Origin of the sequence: Bowmanella denitrificans, from assembly GCF_002887595.1 — a bacterium.
GTDB lineage: Bacteria > Pseudomonadota > Gammaproteobacteria > Enterobacterales > Alteromonadaceae > Bowmanella > Bowmanella denitrificans.
Genome location: NZ_PEBU01000004.1, coordinates 88,793 through 109,963, shown reverse-complemented (window position 1 = coordinate 109,963; position 21,171 = coordinate 88,793). Strand labels below are relative to the sequence as shown.

Annotated in this window: 14 protein-coding genes; 8 read left to right on the top strand and 6 right to left on the bottom strand. The window is 51.3% G+C overall.

Annotated elements, in window-relative coordinates:
- Nucleotides 1-37 precede the first annotated feature (37 nt).
- The 3 genes from CSR04_RS09655 to pheA all read left to right on the top strand — a co-directional run bounded on the left by CSR04_RS09655 (nt 38) and on the right by pheA (nt 4,871).
- The gene (locus CSR04_RS09655; protein WP_102796081.1) at nt 38-835 is read left to right on the top strand and encodes a response regulator; all 798 of its coding nucleotides are present in this window, start codon (nt 38-40) and stop codon (nt 833-835) included.
- A gap of 267 nt (nt 836-1,102) precedes the next feature.
- On the top strand, nt 1,103-3,472 hold the full coding sequence (locus CSR04_RS09650) for a penicillin acylase family protein (protein ID WP_172449303.1): 2,370 nt from the start codon (nt 1,103-1,105) through the stop codon (nt 3,470-3,472).
- A 211-nt stretch (nt 3,473-3,683) separates the two neighbouring features.
- A complete protein-coding gene (pheA, locus tag CSR04_RS09645; protein ID WP_102796079.1) occupies nt 3,684-4,871 on the top strand; it encodes a prephenate dehydratase in 1,188 nt (395 codons plus the stop codon).
- Nucleotides 4,872-4,937: 66 nt separating this feature from the next.
- Here pheA and CSR04_RS09640 read toward each other — a convergent pair whose 3' ends face one another.
- Nucleotides 4,938-5,579 carry a glutathione S-transferase family protein gene (locus CSR04_RS09640; RefSeq protein ID WP_102796078.1) on the bottom strand — a complete coding sequence of 214 codons (642 nt, stop codon included), beginning with the start codon at nt 5,577-5,579 and terminating at the stop codon, nt 4,938-4,940.
- Nucleotides 5,580-5,864: 285 nt separating this feature from the next.
- Here CSR04_RS09640 and CSR04_RS09635 point away from each other — a divergent pair, with 285 nt between their 5' ends.
- Together CSR04_RS09635 and CSR04_RS09630 are read left to right on the top strand one after the other, a co-directional pair.
- A complete protein-coding gene (locus tag CSR04_RS09635) occupies nt 5,865-8,411 on the top strand; it encodes an Ig-like domain-containing protein (protein WP_102796077.1) in 2,547 nt (848 codons plus the stop codon).
- 201 nt (nt 8,412-8,612) lie between these two features.
- Complete coding sequence (locus tag CSR04_RS09630; RefSeq protein WP_102796076.1) at nt 8,613-10,520, top strand: TonB-dependent receptor; 1,908 nt, start codon at nt 8,613-8,615, stop codon at nt 10,518-10,520.
- Here the strand turns inward: CSR04_RS09630 and CSR04_RS09625 are convergent.
- The 3 genes from CSR04_RS09625 to CSR04_RS09615 all read right to left on the bottom strand — a co-directional run bounded on the left by CSR04_RS09625 (nt 10,517) and on the right by CSR04_RS09615 (nt 14,893).
- Nucleotides 10,517-12,571 (bottom strand): winged helix-turn-helix domain-containing protein, encoded by a 2,055-nt coding sequence (locus CSR04_RS09625; RefSeq protein ID WP_102796075.1) that lies wholly within the window; start codon nt 12,569-12,571, stop codon nt 10,517-10,519. The two genes, CSR04_RS09630 and CSR04_RS09625, sit on opposite strands and share 4 nt — an antisense overlap.
- Before the next feature lie 94 nt (nt 12,572-12,665).
- Nucleotides 12,666-13,799, bottom strand: a complete 1,134-nt coding sequence (tyrA, locus tag CSR04_RS09620) for a bifunctional chorismate mutase/prephenate dehydrogenase (RefSeq protein ID WP_102796074.1) — start codon at nt 13,797-13,799, stop codon at nt 12,666-12,668.
- Between the two features lie 2 nt (nt 13,800-13,801).
- Nucleotides 13,802-14,893, bottom strand: coding sequence for a 3-deoxy-7-phosphoheptulonate synthase (locus CSR04_RS09615; protein ID WP_102796283.1), 1,092 nt, complete (start codon nt 14,891-14,893; stop codon nt 13,802-13,804).
- 364 nt (nt 14,894-15,257) lie between these two features.
- Between CSR04_RS09615 and CSR04_RS09610 the strand changes: the two genes are divergently transcribed.
- Nucleotides 15,258-16,961 carry a methyl-accepting chemotaxis protein gene (locus tag CSR04_RS09610; protein WP_102796073.1) on the top strand — a complete coding sequence of 568 codons (1,704 nt, stop codon included), beginning with the start codon at nt 15,258-15,260 and terminating at the stop codon, nt 16,959-16,961.
- Here CSR04_RS09610 and CSR04_RS09605 read toward each other — a convergent pair.
- Both CSR04_RS09605 and CSR04_RS09600 read right to left on the bottom strand, forming a co-directional pair.
- A complete protein-coding gene (locus CSR04_RS09605) occupies nt 16,929-17,504 on the bottom strand; it encodes a DNA-J related domain-containing protein (protein WP_102796072.1) in 576 nt (191 codons plus the stop codon). The genes CSR04_RS09610 and CSR04_RS09605 overlap by 33 nt on opposite strands.
- Before the next feature lie 24 nt (nt 17,505-17,528).
- Entirely contained in the window at nt 17,529-19,064 is a 1,536-nt protein-coding gene (locus tag CSR04_RS09600) for an AbgT family transporter (protein WP_102796071.1), read from the bottom strand.
- Nucleotides 19,065-19,283: 219 nt separating this feature from the next.
- Between CSR04_RS09600 and CSR04_RS09590 the strand changes: the two genes are divergently transcribed.
- Nucleotides 19,284-20,738, top strand: a complete 1,455-nt coding sequence (locus CSR04_RS09590) for a diguanylate cyclase (protein ID WP_146027140.1) — start codon at nt 19,284-19,286, stop codon at nt 20,736-20,738.
- A complete protein-coding gene (locus CSR04_RS09585; protein WP_102796068.1) occupies nt 20,722-21,168 on the top strand; it encodes a YaiI/YqxD family protein in 447 nt (148 codons plus the stop codon). Before CSR04_RS09590 ends, CSR04_RS09585 begins: the two co-directional genes overlap by 17 nt.
- Nucleotides 21,169-21,171 lie beyond the last annotated feature (3 nt).

The window sequence follows — 21,171 nt, the reverse complement described above, 5'->3', positions numbered from 1 at the left end:
GGCCCAATCGTCAAGACTATCTCATTGAGGATCCCCAATGGAACATATTTCCCGCAGCGAGCTGACCATTCTGCTGGTTGAACCTTCCGATACCCAGCGTAAGATCATCGGTGCCATGCTGGCCAAGGAACAAATAGGCCGGGTAGAGACCGCCGGTAATGTGCAATCCGCTTTAGACGTTATCCATAAGCATGGGGTCGACCTGGTCGTCAGCGCCATGTACTTCGAAGACGGCACCGGCCTGGATTTGCTGAAAACCATAAAGCAGGATGAAAAAACCGCCGCCGTGGCCTTTATGCTGGTATCCAGCGAGTTCCGTCCGGCCAAACTGGAAGAATTCAAGCAAGCCGGCGTGGTAGCCATTCTGCCCAAACCTTTTGAACCCCTGCATTTGTCCCGCGCCCTGAATGCCACACTGGATTTAATCAACGCTGAAGAGCTTGAACTCGAGCTGTTTGATATCAACGAAGTGCGAGTCCTGCTGGTGGATGACAGCCGTATGGCCCGTAATCATATTCGCCGCGTGCTGGAAAATATGGGGCTGAAGAAGATTACCGAAGCCGAAAACGGTGCCATGGCACTGACCTTCCTGAAAGATCATGCCTTCGATCTGCTGGTCACAGACTACAATATGCCGGAAATGGACGGCCGCGAGCTGTCAGAGTTTGTGCGTTATAACCCGGATACGGCACATATCCCCATTATTATGGTGACCTCTGAGGCCAATAGCGCCCATATGAGTAATATTCAGCAAACCGGGGTCAATGCCTTATGTGATAAGCCATTTGAATCGGCAGAGGTTCGCAAGTTACTCAGCTCGTTGCTGGGCCACTAATCAACAAAAGCCGCGTACCCGCGGCAAGTTGTCCAAGGACGGACACAGATACACACTCCCTTATCGTTGTTTACCTGCGAGTTACCAAGGTGGCAACGTGCTTTGCGTTTTATCTTGGCCATCTCCTTAGCGCCTTCTACAGGTTGTCTGGCATTTTCTGCTCTGGCACGTTTTCTGGAATGCGGCGGCAAAGCAGCAATCTAATCCGACCTCTTCTCTTTGTCTGACTATCACCGTACTATGGTTCCAAAAACAAGGAGTTGCGCCATGCCCGCTGCCAAAACCAAACTACTCAAATCGTTGTTACTGGGCCTTACAGCTCTGTTGATTATTATGTTACTGAGCGCCTATTTGCTACTGCGTGCCAGTCTGCCAAAACTGGATGGAGAACAGGCACTGCCAGGTCTTAGCCAGACCGTTGATGTTATGCGTGATGCAGGCGGCATGGCGGTATTTACGGCGCACAGCCGTCAGGATCTCGCCCATGCGGTGGGCTTTGTACACTCTCAGGAACGCTTCTTCCAGATGGATCTGCTCAGGCGCAACTCCGCTGGCGAGTTATCCGGCTTGTTCGGTGCCGCGGCACTGAAGCGGGACAAAGAAATCCGTCTGCACCGCTTCAGAGACAGAGCGCAACTAGCTTTGCAAACCATGCCTGCCCAGCACAGAGAAGTCATCGAAGCCTATACTCATGGCGTAAACCAGGGGCTGGAAGCACTGGCAGCACGTTCATTTGAATATTATCTGCTGGGAGCAGAACCTGAGCCCTGGCAGCCCAGTGACACAATGCTGGCCCTGTATAGTATGTATCTGGATTTACAACACCATGATGGCCGGCGAGATCTCAGTCTGACACTGATGAAGTCTTACCTTCCCGAAGACCTTTACGCCTTTTTACATCCCCCTGGCAGCCAGTGGGATGCGCCTATCGACGGCAGCATACTGGCAACAAACCCGCTTCCGACTTCAGGCTGGCCGACATCACAGAATAAGGAATTAGTGATGCTCGACGACCGCCCCGAAGACCGAACGATTGGCAGTAACAACTGGGCTGTGGGCGGCGCGTTGAGTCCTTATCAGGCCGGGATCCTGGCGGACGACATGCACCTTGGGCTGCGCGTGCCCAATATCTGGTTTAAGGCACAATTTAACTGGCAACAGGATGGTCAACAGCACCAGGTAACAGGCGTTACCCTGCCCGGCACCCCACTAATGGTGGTTGGCAGTAATGGTAAGCTGGCCTGGGGGTTTACCAATAGCTATGGTGACTGGAGCGATCTGATACGGCTGAAACTGAATGAAAACGGCGATCAATATCTGACCCCGGCGGGCTATCAACCCTTTACTTTTGTCAGCCAGCAAATCGATATTAAAGGTGCGCCAACAGAAACAATTCAGGTTAAAGAGACCATCTGGGGACCAGTGGTCTCTGAAGATGAAGACGGCAATCCGCTGGCACTGCGCTGGGTAGCCCATGACCAGCAAGGCGCCAATATGAGTCTGATTGGTCTGGAACTGGCACACACCGTGGAACAAGGCGCAGATGTCGGTAATACCATGGGCATCCCGGCCCAGAATCTCATGATGGCTGACAGTCAGGGCAATATCGGCTGGACTATTGCCGGTCCTATGCCCGTGCGTTTTGGTTTTGACAGCCGCTATATTGCCGACTGGAGCGACGGCAGTGCTGGCTGGTCCGGTTACCTGGAATCCAACGATTATCCGCGAGTTATTAATCCTGCTAACCATCGTCTGTGGACCGCCAACGCGCGTGTGGTTGGCGGGCAGATGTACGATAAAATCGGCGATGGTGGCTATGCATTGGGCGCCCGCAACCAGCAAATTCGTGACGATTTATTCGCCAAGGATAGCTTTAATGAACAAGACCTGCTGGATATCCAGTTGGATAACCGCGCGGTATTTTTAACCCCCTGGCATGACTTTATGCTTAAAACCGTTCTGCCAGCCAGTCAGCATCCGCAAAAAGCACTGGTTATCGAAGCCCTGCAAAACTGGACAGCCAGCGCGGCAGAAGATGACCTTGGCTACCTGTTGGTGCGCCAGTTTCGGTTAAACCTGCGCGATAAAGTGTTCCAGGACCTCAACCGCCTGATGCAGGCACATTCGCCGCGTTTTAACTTCAATGCGGTGCGCAATCAGATGGAAGCCCCGCTGTGGCTGATGGTGAGCCAGCAACCGCAGAACCTGCTACCCAGTGATTATGACAGTTGGACGGAGTTGTTTAATGCCGCGCTGACCGACAGTCTGGCCAAGCTGGATAAAGACTTTGGTGACTGGCGCACACTGACCTGGGGTCAGTTCAATGCCGTGGATATTCGCCACCCCATGAGTGCCTTTGTACCACTGCTCGGTGAGCTTACCGATATGCCTAAGCGACCGCTGGCTGGCGACTCCTTTATGCCAAGAGTAGCGCAAAGCAGTTCTGGTGCTTCCCAGCGTTTGGTAGTGGCCCCGGGTCATGAGGACAAGGCCATATTCCATATGCCTTCAAGTCAGGCTGGTCATCCCCTGTCCCCCTATTTTGGTGTGGGTCACGAAGCCTGGCGCAGTGGTCAGCCCACCGGACTGTTGCCGCAAGCAACGCGTTATCAGCTCAGGTTGATTCCAGGTGAATAAAGTTTTGATGGAATTGATATAAGTATTCAACTTGTTTGGGGTTGACAAGCAGACTGTCAGCCCCTAGATTCGAGGGCATGAAATTATATACATTGTCTTTTGCGCACTTTTTTACCTCACCTGAGCCCGGGAGGTAACTGGCTGCGTGAAAGTCGGATACAAAAACCTCCCACCAGGGAGGTTTTTTCGTTTTTAGCAACAGGAAATACAGATGACAGACTATCAGGCCCAACTGGCAGAGATTCGACAACATATCAGCGCCCTGGATGCTGATCTACTGGGTTTGCTGGCTAAGCGCCAGCAACTGACCAATCAGGTGGCAGAAACCAAAATTAAGGCCCATATGCAGGTGCGTGACCCGGCCCGCGAAGAGCAACTGCTGATTAAGCTGATTAAGCAAGGCCAACCATTGGGCCTGACCCCCCAATACATCACTGCGCTATTTCATGTGATCATTGAAGATTCAGTGCTTAACCAGCAAATGTTACTGGCACAAAAGGCCAATCCAGACAATGCCCAGCCACTTAACCGCGTGGCCTTTTTGGGTGACAAGGGCTCTTATAGTTATCTTGCCACGCAAAAATATTTTGCCCGCCGCTCAGGGGAGTTGCTGGAAATAGGCTGCCCCAGTTTTGATGCCATAGTGGCTAAGGTTGAATCCGGTGAAGCCGATTACGCCGTATTGCCAATTGAAAACACCTCATCGGGCAGTATCAATGAAGTATTCGATTTGCTGCAGCACACCAGCCTGTCGATTATCGGCGAACTGACGCATCCGGTGGAACATGCATTGTTGGTGGGTTGTGATACTGATATCAGCAAACTCAAAACTTTGTATGCCCACCCGCAGGTATTCTCCCAGTGCAGTCATTTTCTTGCCGAACTTGGCAATATTGAGGTCAAACCCACCGACAGCACGTCTGCCGCCATGCTGAAGGTCAGTGAAATGCAGGACCCATCAATCGCTGCTATCGGCAGCGCTCCAGGCGGTGCCCTGTATGGTCTGACCCCAATTAAGTCGAATCTGGCCAACCAGAAAGAGAATCACAGCCGCTTTATTGTGGTGTCACGCAAGCCGGTCAATGTACCGCTGCAGATCCCGGCCAAAACCACTCTGGTGATAAGCACCGTACAAAAACCAGGTGCCTTAGTAGAAGCACTGCTGGTACTGCGCGACAACGAGATCAATATGACCAAGCTGGAATCCCGCCCTATTAACGGCAATCCCTGGGAGGAAATGTTTTACATTGACGTGGAAGCTAACCTGCAGGACGGCCATATGCAGACTGCGGTTGAACAGCTGCGCGGCATCACCCGATTCTTAAAAGTGCTGGGTTGTTATCCCAGTGAGGAAGTCGCGCCAACCCGGGTAGCCGCAGCTGGCGCATTGCAGGAATAAACGACTTGGCGGCAGTCTGTGCATGATTTAACCCATCACTGCCCTAAGCTGCTCAGCCCTATCCACTCAGGGTTTCATGGCTTCGCCCAGTTCATCATCAATGGCTCTGGCCGTCTTAAAGGCGGCCCGCTCCATCAAACGCGCGGCATATTGCTCAAACTCCGGGCGCTTGGGTAATGTACCAAACTGGATCCCCCAAATCACATGGGAGCCAACATACACATCGGCGGCGGTAAATCTGCGACCGGCCACATAGTCGGACTCGGCTAACTTTGCCGCCAGCACATCCACCGCTTTATCGTAGCTTCCATACCCCACCATGCGCTGCTGCTCGTCACTGACCTGCACATTCAGAGAACGATTCACGATGGCGGCTTCCAATGGTCCTGCGGCAAAAAACAACCAACGTAAATAATCCGCCAGTTCCGCTTTTTCAGGCGCCAGGGCCCCGTCAGGAAAGCATTCTGCCAGATAAGCACAAATAGCCGCACACTCGGTGACAACCTTGCCTTTGTGCACGATAGCCGGCACTTTGCCCATGGGGTTGATTTGCAGAAATGCCGGGGCTTTCATCTGCTCGCCATATGGCACAATTTGCTGCTGATAATCAGCACCTGTCTCTTCCAGCATCCAACGGACAATTTGTCCGCGGGACCAGGGGTTGGTGTAGAATCGCAATTCACAATCTGCATTGTCGGTCAGTGGCATTTTGTGTTCCTTTCAATGGTTATGTTGCTGTTAAGAATGGCGTCTGTTGAAAATTCGGCGGCCTGTTGTTATCCCCAAAGGCTGACCTTGCAGCGCTGAAACAGACAAGCCCAGGTGTTTACATTATTTTTACATTACTCTATGGTTGGCTGTCGAGGCAATGGTGAATCTGAGTCTTATCGTCGCTGCCGACACTCCAAGGATTCACTCATTCAGACGTAGGTTGAATACCTCTGGCACGTCACAACGGATTAAAGGCTGTTGAATCAAGCCATAAGGAAAACCATGTCATCTTACAAACAAACATCTCTTTATGGGCCGCTGGCGGCTCTGACACTGCTGCTGCCCGCAACCGTTGGTGCTGTGGACTGCAGTAACCTACCTGTTTGGGACGCCGCCCAGGCTTACCATGGCGGTAATCAGGTACAACACCTGCAGATAGCTTACCAGGCAAATTGGTGGACACAGAATCAGCAACCGGCCAGCCATTCAGGCCAGTATCAGGAATGGCACAGATTGGGTGATTGCGATACTGGCAATCTCTCCCCCAGCGTCACACTCACTTCGCCCCTGAACGGAAGTATTTTCAGCAAAAATGACAACGTTGTCATCTCTGCGACTGCATCAGACCCGGATGGTCAGGTCGCATCCGTCGCGTTTTCAGTGAATGGTAACTTGCTGCTTGTGGATACCCAATTACCCTATCAAGTCACATGGCCAGCAGCAGTTGGACAACAACGCGTCCTTGCCACTGTGACTGACGATCTAGGCGCTACAAACCAAGCCTGGGCGGATATTGAGGTTTTAGATCCGGATAATCAGGCACCCAGTGTGAGTCTGACAAATCCTACGGCAGACGCAGAGCTGACTGCCGGAAACAATATCACACTCAGCGCCGAGGCCACTGACAATGATGGGCAAATTCAGTCTGTCAGTTTCTATGTGGATAACATCCAGGTCGGCGAAACAAGCGCCCTGCCCTATCAAGCCAACTGGCTGGCCGTTGCCGGTCAGCATAGTTTTAAAGCCAGGGCCATCGACGATGACCAGGCCGAAAGCTTCAGCAATGTGGTGATACTGATGATTGCGGACAAACCCGGTGGCGGATGTTCCGGATTGCCAGTCTATCAGCCAGGCACGGCCTATCAGGCCGGTCAACTGGTGCAAAACCAGAATCATCAATACCGCTGTGACGTGGCAGGTTGGTGTTCGTCCAATGCTGACTGGGCCTATGCGCCTGGTACAGGTGCCCATTGGACTCAAGCCTGGAGCGACCTGGGAATTTGCGCCATTGCCCCAACGGTGCATTTAGACTCACCTGTGGATAATGCTGTGCTGCTGGCAGGCACAGAAGTGAATATTCAGGCCAGTGCTTCCGATGACGATGGCAGCGTGACCAACGTGACTTTTTATGCCAATAACCAGCTTGTGGGCCAGGACGACACGCCGCCCTACCATCTGCTTTGGATGGCAAATCCAAGCGGCGATGTGCAACTGAAGGCCATTGCCACCGATAACGACAATAATCAGGCCGAGGATAGTGTGTTGGTACGGGTCAGTAATGAACCGGTTGTGGTGTCACTGACTTCTCCCGCCAATGGAACCCGCATTAACTTAGGCACAAGCCTGACGCTGACAGCCGACGCCAGTTCAGCCGTAGCACAGGTAAACAACGTCGCTTTTAAAGTCAATGGTGTGGTTATTTCCAGCGATACCAGCGCCCCTTATTCAGCAAACTGGCTCGCCGGGTCGGCCGGAAATTACAACCTGACGGCCGTGGTGACTGATGACCTCGGCAACACTGCCACCAGTAGTGCGGTGAGCGTTATCGTCAATGCCACACCAAGGGGTAAAACTCATAAACTTATCGGCTATTGGCATAACTTCCAGAATCCAGCAGGATGCCCGGTACCCTTGGGCAGCATATCTCCACGCTGGGACGTTATTGATATTGCCTTTGCCGACAATGACTTTAATGTCAGCGGACTGGTCAATTTCAATCTGTTCGATGGACAGGGCTCAAGTTGCGCGGGCATTGATGCCACGCAGTTTAAACAGGATGTAGCGGCGCTGCAGGCCGAAGGCAAGAAAGTGGTGCTGTCCTTGGGCGGGGCAGAAGGCACTATTACCCTCAATACCGATGCGGATGAACAAGCCCTGGTCAGTAGTTTAACCGCCATCATCAATGAATGGGGATTTGATGGTCTGGATATCGACCTGGAAAGCGGTTCGAATTTGGTGCATGGCTCACAGATCCAGGCACGTTTACCCAGAGCCCTGAAGCAGATAGAACAAAATATGGGCCGGGATATGTACCTGACCATGGCGCCGGAACATCCCTATGTGCAAGGCGGCTATGTGGCCTATTCAGGTATCTGGGGGGCCTATATTCCACTGATTGATGAGATGCGCGACACCCTGGATATTTTGCACGTTCAGCTGTACAACAATGGTGGACTCAGACACCCTTACGCGCCGCAGACGGCACCCGCCGGCTCGGTGGATATGATGGTGGCGTCGGCCAGAATGCTGTTGGAAGGCTTTGAGCTGGCCGATGGCAGCAGATTCTTGCCACTTAGGGATGATCAGGTTGCTTTGGGCCTGCCCTCGGGCAGAAGCTCAGCAGGCTCAGGGCAGGCCAGCACGGCGGATATTATCCGTGCCCTGGATTGCATCAGCAAAGGAACACAATGCGCAACACTTGTACCAAACCAGTTGTTCAGCCAGTTTGCTGGCGTGATGACTTGGTCGATTAACTGGGATATTCATGACGACTATATTTTCTCAGTGCCTATCGGGCAAAAACTGGATGCCATGAATGCCGGGCAATAGTGATACAGCCGTAAAAAGCTAATCAGGCAATTCAATAAGTGAGCCCCGCATGTCGGGGCTCTTTGTTGCATGACATTAATGTGCAGTTATCTGCACTTTTCACCCACATCGTATTTCCATCATCAAAAAATCCTGGCATCGGCATCGCATTGCAGCTCCACCATTGAGACTGTTCGGCGGCCTTTAATGCAGGAGAATATCATGCCCAACCGCCAATTTTCGGCACCAAAACTATTGTTGTTATCCACATTTTCTGTCAGTTCAATCACCGGCGCACAGGAGCCCAGCGTAACCGATGGCGCACAAACCGCCTTTGGAGAGAAGCAAGGCATTGAATCTATTGGTCTTTACAATGAGGTTATGGTGCGAGGTTTCGACTTAACCCAAAGCGGTGCTTATCGCATAAACGAGCACTATTTTGCCCGGGCCAGCGGCCTGTCTGAATCGCTACTGGCAGGTTTAACCGTGTCTGTGGGAATCACCGCGGCTCAGCTCGATCTGCCTTCGCCTTCTGGAGTCGTGCTATACAGGTTACGTGAACCGCAAGAGCAGAATAGTCTGTCACTAAGTCTGGGGGTGCGAGATATCGATACTTTGCATGCCGATGCGCAAGGCACCCTGATTACAGCCGACAACAGTCTGGCCCTATCCGGCCACATATTGGCACAACCCGAGTATCATGGCGGCACCGCACAGTCGGGGCAGAAATACAGCGGCGGCAGCACATTAAGATGGCAGCCAGACGACAACAGCACTGTATACCTGTTTGCAGGTATGCAAACCCTTGAACATGACGGCAATGTGCAAGTTTACCCAGCTCAGGACAATGCCCCCCCGTCAATCCCACTAAAAGAAAATCTTGCACCGGATTGGGCCAGATATAAATCTACCGACGGGGCTGCTGGCTTGCTGTATCAATATCACCGCAATGACTGGACACTTGATGCATCAGTTACCCATTCCTTTGTACGAACAACACGCAATGACACCACGTTGCTGAGTATTGATAAGGCCGGGCAAGTCAACAGTACCATCTACCATTTACCCGCAACACGCAGTTCAGCCAGTGCAGTGGAAACCAAACTGGTCCGGCAGCTGCACAACGGCAAGTGGCAGCATAGCCTGGGCATAGGTCTCAGGGGCAGGCGCAGCAATACCGATCTGGTTGATGCTTACGCAATAGATGGCGGTCAATATCGCCTGACGGATTCGCCCTTTAACGTGGCGGTACCAATGCTTCCGGTTCAATGGCCGATGGGGCGTGACAAGGTTGATCAGCAAATGGCTAGCCTGAACTATGCCGGAGATTATGCCAACTTGCTGTCCATCCGTTTGGGGGCACATAGATCCCGCTATGAAAAAGATGTACAACAACCCAGTGGCTTATCGTCTTTCCTTAGCCAGGACGATTGGTTTTTCAATGCCTCACTTACCACCAGACTAGATGCGCACTGGCAGCTATTTGGCAGCTTTGTCAATGGGTTGGAAGAAAATGGTGTCGCGCCTGCTTCGGCAAGCAATTATGGTGAAGTGATGGCACCGGTTAAAGCTCAGCAATGGGAGTTGGGATTTAATCTGGATGTTTCACCACAAATAACTTTGCAAGGTTCGCTGTTCGATATCGACAAACCTGTCACGGGCATAGCAGCCAATGGTCGCTATCAGCTAGTGGGTGATGTCAGCCACAAAGGATTAGAACTGTCCCTTGCCGGAGACATATTCTCGGCAACCCGGGTTGTTTTGGGCGGTGTGTGGCTGGATGCCAGTTTGCAGGGACAGAACGGCAATCGCGCAGAGCCAGCGGGCGTGTCGTCTTTTAATGCTACTTTTAACGTTGAACACAGACTAAGCAATAACTGGGCTATTGATGCTCAACTGGTCCATGAAGGAGCTAGACGTATGTGGCTGAAGGGCGACACAGAGATACCCGGAGTCAGCTTTCTGACCCTGGGATTTCAGCACAACTTTAAATTGAATGACATTGCCTTTTCGCTGCGTGGACAATGGATTAACGCACTGGACAAGGAAGGTTACTACGCAACATCCTCTGGTGCCTTGGTTCCCATTTGGCCACAAAGCTACCGGCTGATGCTGAATAGCAGATTCTAAGGTCTGTCCAAGCCGATCAGTGCAATATGGCTTTCATCTTCATCACCATCCATAATCAATAAACGTTGCCGACTGGGGTCAAAGGCCAAGTCGGCGACTCCCTTACTTAGGAGCGTCGTATCCAGTTGCGCACGTTCGCCATTGGTTTTGAGTTGCCAGATACCATCAGATTCTATTGCGGCAATACCTTGCTCGGTCACAACCCAGGGCCTGTTGCCATGTGTTGTTATTAAGGTCGGTGCAGTCGTCAGCTTTCCCTCGTGCCACTTCAACTGCCAAAATACCGTGCTCTGCCGCCGTTTAGCAAAGATACCAGCAGGACCTGCCCGCAAGGCTAGCCAATCGTTCCCCAACTCGGGATACCCCGTAACCATACCGCTTTGCACGTCGGCCGTTGCTAACTGCCAGCCATGCTGTTCACTACGTGCCAAAAACACCAAGCCATCATCATCTGGTAAAAACTGCGGATTGGCTTTATCTCCTGTCACTTGCGTCAACTGTACCGGCTCACCATCTAGTGCAGAAAGCAAAAATAACTGCGCCTGTCGTTGGGTCACTGCCACAAAGGCGAGTAAACCACTGTCGTTGCTCCAGACCGGCCCATGCACAAAACTGGCCTGTCTGTGAGTAAGCTGGCGCAATCCCCCATCACTCATCAGCCACACTTGTGGGCTTCCCGACGCCATTGATACGAAGGCAATCCGACCGTGCGTATCAATATCCGGCGACCAGGTTTCTGCGGTAACGGTTTGCAGCGGCGTATCCTGTCCCAGCCAATATAGATTGCGCCGGGCTTGCCACATCTCAGCCACTAATTCACCCCGAGTGTTAGTGGCAATCTGAGTGATTGGCGTGGTGCCCCAGTTTAACCTGTAGGGGCTCCCCCCTTTGCTGTCAATTGCCCACAATCCCCAGTCACCACCGCGGCTGGAACTAAAAAAAATGCTATGGCCATCCGCAGCCCAAGCGGCGCCATGCGCTTTCCAACCATCGAAGGTTAATTGTTGCAGCTCCTGTAATTGACCGTCTGCCAAGTCGGCCACCATTAAGTCATTCACGCCCGCGGAAGGGGTGCGTCTGAACAGCAGTTTACTGCCATGAGGAGAAAGCATGGGATCAAGATCGCCGTGAGAACCCGCGGGAGGGGTGGTCAAAACCGACTCTGTCGCCTTTATCCAGTCAATCAGATACAAACGACGCCTGTCATCATGGGCTTGGCTGCGACTGACAATGACCTGTTCGCTATTACCGACAAATGCAGCGCGTCCATATCCGCCAGGCTCACATTCCGTCACCCGGAGTTGGCGTTGCGTCAGCAAATCCAACATTATTAAGGTACAGCGTTCATTCTCCACCCGGTTAAACAACAGCTTCCGACCGTCATTGCGCCATACGGGATAAATGTCATCGGCCTTGCTGTCGATCAACACACGGGGGGCAACGCCGTTAAGTTCCTGCAAATGTATATCCCAAGAACCGTTCTCGCCTCTGGTTACAAAGGCCAGTTGCCGTCCATCGGGGCTCAGGGCTGGCTGCGTTTCGACTCCTTGCTTAGCGGTAAGTGGCGTTACCTGATTCGTTGACCATTGAGCTCCATAGTTAAACCACCCACCATACAAAATGACACTTGCTACCACTAGTAGCAGCGATCCTAACATTAACATTCTTAAGCTTGGCCAGTGCGATTCAGATGAGAGCGAGGAAGCCGCCAGATCGCTGTTTTGCAGTCGGTAACCAATCTTTGCAATGGTATCGATACTCAGACCACGATGGGGTGATATCAGCTTACGCAATTGGCCAATACAGCGATTGATAGCCCCATCTGACACTATCCTTCCCTGCCAGCAACGTTGTAACAATTCATCCCGGCTTACTACGTTACCACTGCGTTGATGTAAGGCCACCAACACCTTCATACAGCGAGGCTCCACACTAAACACTTGCTTATCGGTATTCAGGATCTCCAAGGCACTGGGACGTACCAACAGATCACTCAGTTGAAAGTCCGCAACGTCGGTCAGGTGGATCTCATCTAGCTGGCGATCTATCATTGGATTGCGAGGAATTCATCGAAAAGCTGAGAAGCAGGGCTGTACTCTACCGTTGATCATTGTCAATGTGAACAGCCCTGTGCGTACACACACCTCAGGCATGGCTGCGATCATCGTCAGCCTTTAGTAATAGCTTCTTACTTTCCACCAGGCTCTTCTTGGCGAAATCGCCAAACCACTGGCCGATATGGAAGAATTCCTTGATAAAAGTGCCTTTGTCTCCGGCTTCCAGAGTTGCCAGGGCCTGATCGAAACGATCACGGAATCGCCTGAGCAGAGCAATACTGTCTTTATTATTAAAGATGATATCGGCATATAAATTGGGAGACTGGGCGAACAAGCGCCCTACCATTGCCAGTTCCAATCGGTAGATGGGCGAACTGAATTGAATCAGTCTGTCCAGATCGGGATTTTCACCCGCCAGATGTGCGCCATACACATAAGAGCAGAAGTGACGCATCACCTGAATAAAAGCCATGGCATCGTCATGCTGCTGCGCCGTGCTTTCTTTTAAAATAGCGCCCCAACTGCGCATCTGCTCCAGCAACCATTCATAGCGTTCAGGGTAACGGCCATGACAAACCACAATCACTTGCTTTACCAGGCTCGATACATCGGGACCAAACATGGGATGCAAACCCAGCACTGGCCCTTTATGCACCTCCAGCATGGCCTGCAAGGGTGCGGACTTAATACTGGTAATATCCGCCAGTAAGCAGTCTGCCGGTAACGTATTCAGTTTGCCGATAATGTCTTCCGTCAGTTTCATCGGCACTGATACCAGCACCAGACCAGCCCCGGCAAACAGGCTTTGTGCATCAGGCCAGTCTTCCTGCTCAAGAATAGCGACTTCATAGCCGCTCATTCTGAACATATCCACAAACACGCTCCCCAGTGCGCCTTTACCGCCTATCACCACCACTTTACCCAAGTCTGTCTGGCAACAACGGTAACGCTGATGCTGTGTTTGGTACGACTCGCGCATAATGCGCCTGAGCAGATCCTCTACCAGCGCTGGTGACAATCCCAGTGCTTCAGCCTCAGCCCGGCGCTTGGCAATAAGATCGGCTTCACGGCTAGGTACATAAATGGGCAGCCCAATCTGACTTTTTACCTCACCCACCTGACGGGTGATGGAAAGGCGTTTAACCAGCAGCGCCACCAGTTGACTGTCCAGTTCGTCTATCTGTTGGCGCAGGGGCGCCAGGGGATCGGCCTGTTCGCTCATTGTCAGCTCGCTTGTTTCAGTTTTTTCAGACGCATAGGTAAAACCGTAATCAGCTTCTCCCTGGTCTGTTTCAGCAGCTTGTCGGTGCTTGGCCAGTCAATACAACCGTCGGTAATGGACAGGCCATATTCCAGCTCGGCAGGTTTTTTACCATTGCTGCTCTGGTTCCCGGCATGCAGATGACTTTCCAGCATAATACCGATAATAGACTGGTTACCTTCCAATATCTGGTTGGAAACATTGGCCGCCACCAAGGGCTGACGACGGTAATCCTTATTGGAGTTGGCATGACTGCAATCCACCACCAAACCGGCGCTTAAACCCGCAGCATTAAGCTGTTGTTCACACTCAGATACGCATACGGAATCGTAGTTAGGCTGTTTGCCACCGCGCAGAATAATGTGTCCGTCCGGGTTGCCCTGAGTTTGAATAATACTGACTTGCCCCTGCTTGTTAATGCCCATAAAGCTGTGCCCGGACGCTGCCGATTGCAATGCATTAATCGCAATATCCAGACTACCATCCGTGCCGTTTTTAAAGCCAACCGGCATAGACAAGCCACTGGCCATCTCACGGTGAGTCTGCGACTCAGACGTGCGGGCGCCGATAGCCGACCAGGCAAACAATTCAGCCAGATATTGCGGGCTGATAGGGTCCAGGGCTTCTGTGGCCACCGGTAGTTCCAGCTCAGACAACCAAATCAGCAACTCTCTGGCTTTACGCAGGCCGGCTTCAATATCAAAGGTACCATCCAGATGCGGATCATTAATCAGGCCCTTCCAACCCACCGTCGTACGGGGCTTTTCAAAATACACCCGCATCACTATGTACAGGGTGTCTTTGGTTTCTTCGTGAAGTTGCTTGAGTTTAAGGGCATATTCTTTGGCCGCTTCAATATCATGAATAGAGCATGGGCCGCATACCACCAACAGCCGATGATCACGACGATGAATAATATCGGCAATGGTGGCACGCGACTGAGCGATTCGCTCCAATGCACGGCTGCTCACCGGCATTTCCCTGGCCAGGGCATCCGGGGTAACGAGAACTTGCTCACCAGATACGTGAACGTTATGAATGGAATCTTTTAACATGGCGGTCATTACCTGTATTAATGTCTTTACAAATACGAAGAAAGTATGGCACGAAAATCGCGCCGAAACAGAAAAGTTCAGCGGTATCGGGAGGTTTTAAAAAGCGGGTGTAACTTTATATTTACTTTCATGATATTTTTTTAATTTAAACATAATTGACTTTTTACCATTTCATGAACTCACTATCAAGTCGGGATTAAGTAATAAGTCCTATCAGTAGTTTCTGCATAACTTATGTGAATTTGTCACAATTTAACCTGAGCAAACAGCCCCGGCTTTCATCCTGCTGTCACATAGCAAGCTTAGCCTGCGCGCAACCCCCGGTTGCCCCAATGACCGGGCAAACAACAGTAGTGAGAGCCCCATGTTGAAAAAGCTTAGCCTGATTATTTCCTTGCCCGTTTTATTTGGCCTTTTGGTGCTGTTTGCACTGAATATGGCCTCGTTACACCAGACTCAGAAAATTATTCGCGGTTTTGAAAATATGGAACAAAACACCCTGGCTGCAGAACGACAAACCTCGGTTGTGCTGGCGAATTTCAAAACTCAGGTGCAGGAATGGAAAAATGTATTGCTACGTGGCTACGATGCCAAAAGCCTGGATAAATACTGGGGCAGCTTCGTTAAACATGAAGGCCTGATCCAACAGCAACTGGACCTGCTTGAACAAAACTACCATTTGCCTGCAGATATTATTAATGACATAAAATCCTTCCGCACGGCTCATCAAACCATGGCCAGGCAATACCGGGAAGGCCTTGAGCAGTTTATTCAGGCAGACTTCGAACCTAAATTTGGCGATAAGGTTGTCAAGGGTATGGACAGAGAACCCGCTGCTCGTCTCGCGACGCTGGAAAAGAAAATTGCTGAACTGGCACGACAAGAACTCACCCAGCTTAAGGGCCACGCCAATGCGGTCATCCAGTCCATTTTAGTCCTCAGTTTACTTCTGACCATATCCACCATCTCCTTGGTTATGTATGTATTGCGCCAGCAAGTGATACGCCCGACCAAATCCATCACAACCAGCGTGCGTGATTTGATGAATTGTAAGTACGACTCAGTGATGAATTATCAAAGTCATCACGAGTTGGGGGAGCTGGCCAATGCCACACGTCATATGCAGGATAAAATGCAAAGCACGGTAACCTTACTTAGCCAGGCACAACATGAGGTTAATCACTCATTTGATACGTTGCAGGAAATCAGCAGCATTATCAACGAAGGGGCCAGGAGCCAGCAGAATGTTTCCCTGCAGCTGCAGCAAGGTATGGATAATCTCAATGGGATAGTCAATAAGCTGCAGAATGTCACTAATTTGGTCTCTGGCGCCACCCATCAGGCCAAGCAGAATGTGGATGCCTGCTTCAGAATTTTTGATAAAGCCAATAGTGGCTTTGAGCGTCTGGTGGTGGATACCGAGCAAACCAGCAAACTGATTGAAGATTTGCAGAGTAAGAGCGCCAGCATCCACAAGGTGGTCCGGGTCATCAATGAAATTGCCGATCAGACCAACCTGCTGGCACTGAATGCTGCCATTGAGGCCGCCAGAGCAGGTGAACATGGCCGGGGCTTTGCGGTTGTTGCCGATGAAGTTCGCACCCTGGCATCCAAAACACAGAACTCAACCGCCGATATTCAGGCCATGCTCAGCAGCTTTCAGCAGGATTCCGGCCAGGCCGTTAATGCCATGCAACAAGGCAAAGAGCAATGTATCGCCAATGCCGATGAGGCCAAAGCGGCGCTGGCTCGTCTGAATGAACTGGTAGAAGATGTGGCAGATATCAACTCGGTGGTTGCTGAACTGAATCAGGCCGCCGAAGCGCAGTCTACGGTGTTGCTACAGATGAATGCCTGCGCCAATCAGGTGGTGGAATCATCTCAGGAATACATTGCCTTGTCTGAGCGAACTGATGTGTCCAGTGCGGTTAAACAGGCTTCGCAAAACCTGCATAAAGTGGTGGACTCGCTAACCCGGCAACAAACACCGGCAAATAGTGCTCATTCGTTGAGCTCCAGCAATGGAGCCGGCCCTTCAGGTCAGTTTGCGATAGGCCTGAGTCAGTAACTGACAATATTGATGTTGGCCGCCTTTATCGGGATGATGCTGATGCATTAACCGGCGATATTGGCGGCGTATGGTTTCACTATCAGCCTGTTCATCCAGTTCCAGCACTGCCAGCGCCTCGCGGCGCTCATCGGCAGACAACTGCCCCGCCATACGTTGCCAGAAATCCTCCAGCAACTGTGTCACACCAGCACTATCCGTTTCCTGCAAATTCTGCCAGTCCAGATAATAGCTGCACAGGGCATCATGCTCCCCCAGCGCTGCTGAACCCGGCGAATAAGGTAACAGCTGAATACACAATGCGCTGATATGCAGGTCGCTTTCCCGGCGCGCGCGCAGTTGTTCACGAAGCTGATAAAGCTGGTTAAACAGCAGGAAATGGGTTTGAAATAACACCAGATTATCTGACAAATCCAAATCGGCAGTAAAAACGCCCATTGCCGGTTCTTTTAACCTGTCAATCAGCGCATATTCACTTATGCCCTGTGGAGCCTGCTGCAACAATTTGTGCAGCAGGCCGGTAAGATCAGGGGACGGATTCAAACACAGTCCCCTTTAGCCTTTGCATCAACCGGCTGGATATACATAGCTGGCTTGTATACCCAAAGGTATGCCCATGCCCCAATAGATCAGCAAAAATGCCGTCCAAATCACCATAATACAGATAGAGAATGGCAACATCAGTGACAACACCGTACCAATCCCTGTGTCTTTTACATAACGCTGACAATACACCACCACCAACGGGAAGTAAGGCATCAGCGGCGTAATAATGTTAGAGGAGGAGTCCCCTACCCGGTATGCCGCCTGGGTAAGGTCCGGGGAAATCCCCAATTGCATCAGCATAGGCACAAAAATGGGGCCGAGCAGCGCCCACTTGGCTGATGATGAACCAACAAACAGATTGACAAACGCGGTCAGGAAAATCAGCCCGACAATCGTCACCATGGACGGGAGTTGCAGGGTTTGTAATACTTGCGCGCCTTCAATGGCCAGCAATGCGCCCAGATTTGATTTACCAAATGCATCAATAAACAAGGCACAGAAAAACGCCATCACGATGTAATAGCTCATACTGCCCATGGACTTGCTCATAGCTCCGATGATGTCACGGCTGGATTTAAAAGTACCTGCTACCAGGCCGTAAACCACACCAGGCAGAATAAACAACAGGAAAATCAGCGGCACAATACTGCGCATCACCGGGGCAGAAAAAGACGCCAGTTGCCCTTGTGGATCGCGAAGCGGTGAATCCACCGGCCATAAAATAGCAACCAATAAGCCTATCCCTGCCAGCATCACCAAGGTAGCAATGCGCAAGGCTTTGCGATCTTTGTCGCTCAGGGCATCAAACTTGGGTATTTCTTTTGGATCACCATCCACCTGGGTGTCTTTAAGACGCGGCTCAATCACCTTATCCGTTAAAAACCAGCCAATGGCGATAATCAATAAGCTGGAAGCGCTGGTGAAATACCAGTTATTTAACGGGTTTACCTGCATGCCTGGATCGATAATCTGTGCGGCACTTTGGGTAAAACTTTGCAGTAATGGATCAATGGCGGATGGCACGAAGTTGGCAGCAAAGCCACCACTAACGCCCGCAAACGCGGCGGCAATACCCGCCAGCGGATGACGGCCCATAGCGTAGAATATCACCCCGGCCAACGGAATAACCAGCACATAGCCAGCGTCAGTGGCGGTATGGCTGACAATGGCCACCAGAATAATAGATGGTGTCAGCAGAAACTTCGGTGTTGAGTCCAGCATGCGTTTGAGACCGGCATTAATAAAGCCGGAATGTTCCGCCACCCCAATCCCCAGCATAGACACCAGCACCACGCCAAGTGGCGCAAAGGTGGTAAAAATGGTGACCATACGCGACATAAAGTCGGCCAGGCTGGCACCGGTAAGCAAGTTGTTGACGACTATCGTCTGACCGGTTCGGGGATCGAGGGCATCAAAACTGACATTGGCCAGCAGTGCCGACAATACCCAGACGATGACCAGGCTGATAAGAAAAATGACCGCAGGATCGGGAAGCTTATTCCCTACCTTTTCTATTTTGTCCAGCGCCCGGCTGGTCCAGTTTGCTTGGGCTGTCATCAGGTTACTCCGTTATTGTTGTTATGGGTACGATTCCGTATTCCAAAGGAATACGGCAAAGTGTGCCACACTGAAGCGCGCTGGCAAATCAGACAAGGCAGAATCCTGTCTATTCGCAGTAAATTTGCCCAGTTCAGCATAAAATCCAGTGGTGTTAACCGTAGCGTTCCCCGATAATTGCCCCTAAACTGTAATAAAAACAACAATAAGGGGCCCAGGTTGAGAAAACCGGCCAACGCTGCACTAATAGGGTTTATCTTATGCTGGCTATTGTCTGGCATAAGCACCGCAAACGCCCAAGCGGCAAAATCCACTCACGGCGTACCTGAAACTTTACGTTATTGTGTTGATCCTGACTGGATGCCCTATGAAGCACTGCGCGAAGGCCTGCATAGTGGCATGTCATCTGAATATCTGACATTGGTCGCCCAGCAGCTTGGTATCAAGATGGAACTGGTGCCTACCAATAGCTGGCAGCAGACGTTACAAAAGCTCAGGGACGGCGATTGTGAACTGTCTCCTATGCTCAACCGTTCCCAGCAGCGTGACCAGTATCTAGCCTTTAGTCAGGTCTATTTTTATGCTCCTAATGTGTTGGTCGCCAGAAAAGACCAACCATTTTTACAAAACTTTGAACACGTAGGCAGACGGGTCCTGGCCGTTCCTGGCGGATATCGGTTACAGGAATACCTGAATATTTATTACCCAAGTATAGAGACCTTGAATGTCGCCAGTGAGCGTGATGGTTTGCAGGCAGTAGCAGACGGCCAGGCAGATCTGTTTGTTGGCTCGTTATATTCCATTAATGCCTATATCCAGCAGGATGCCCTGGCAGACCTGAAAATTGCCGGCTGGGGGGGCCCGCAGGATGAATTGCGCATTGGGGTGATTCACAAGTATGCCTATCTGCTGCCAGAGATTAATCAGGCCTTATCAGCTGTTACTGAAAGACAACATCTGGACATTCAAAACAGATGGAATAACTTGCGGATTGTGGAAAACAGCAACGTTCGATTAGCCTGGCAAATCGGCCTGGTGACCCTGACGGCGATTTTATTGTTGGTCGCATGGAATCTGTGGATCCGCCGTTATAATCTGAAGCTGGCAGAACAGAACCGGCAACTGGTCAAATTGCGCCATGAACTGGAAGCATCCAACAAAGAACTGCAGTTTTTGTCTGACCATGATCCATTAACCAAGTTACACAATCGGCATTTCTTCAACCATTGCATTGATCAGGACAACCGCGACCCCACGCAACAACAAAGCAGCTTGATTCTGCTGGATATCGATCATTTCAAAGCGGTCAACGATGGCTATGGTCATCAGGTGGGTGATCAGATCCTTCAGGAGCTTGCGCAGATATTGCGCCAATGTGTGCGTGAACATGATCTGGCTGCTCGTTGGGGCGGAGAGGAATTTGTGATTCTGTGTCACAATGCTGATATTGAGGACGCAGTTGCCCTGGCCAGGCGCATAGCCGACAAGGTAGAAGAAACCAGCTTTAGCCGCAATCTTGCAATCAGTTGCAGCTTTGGTATCGCCGAGGTCCGGCAGCATGAGCCCATGCAACATTGTTTTGAACGTGCCGATAAAGCCCTTTATGAAGCTAAATCGCTGGGCCGCAATCGAATCAGTATCAGTAAAGGAGACACCAGTGACAATATGGGTTGATGCCGATGCCTGCCCGGTGGTGATAAAAGAGATTATTTTCCGGGCCGCAGAGCGCACAAGCACTCCGACATTACTGGTGGCTAATCAACCAATACGCACCCCTCCATCCAAAGTGATTCGTGCCATCCAGGTGCCGAGCGGTTTTGATGTAGCAGACAATGAAATTGTCAGACAAGTAGAAAAAGGCGATTTGGTTGTCACCGCAGATATTCCCCTGGCTGCCGAGGTTATGGCCAAAGGCGCAGAAGCGATTAACCCCAGAGGTGAGGTCTACAGTCGAGACACTATCCGCCAGCGCCTGAATATGCGTGACTTTATGGATACCCTGCGTACCAGTGGTGTTCAAACCGGTGGCCCGCCGCCACTGGGCCCAAGGGAAAAACAAGCCTTTGCCAATGGTCTGGATAGCTATCTGGCCAGACAAAGGTAAACA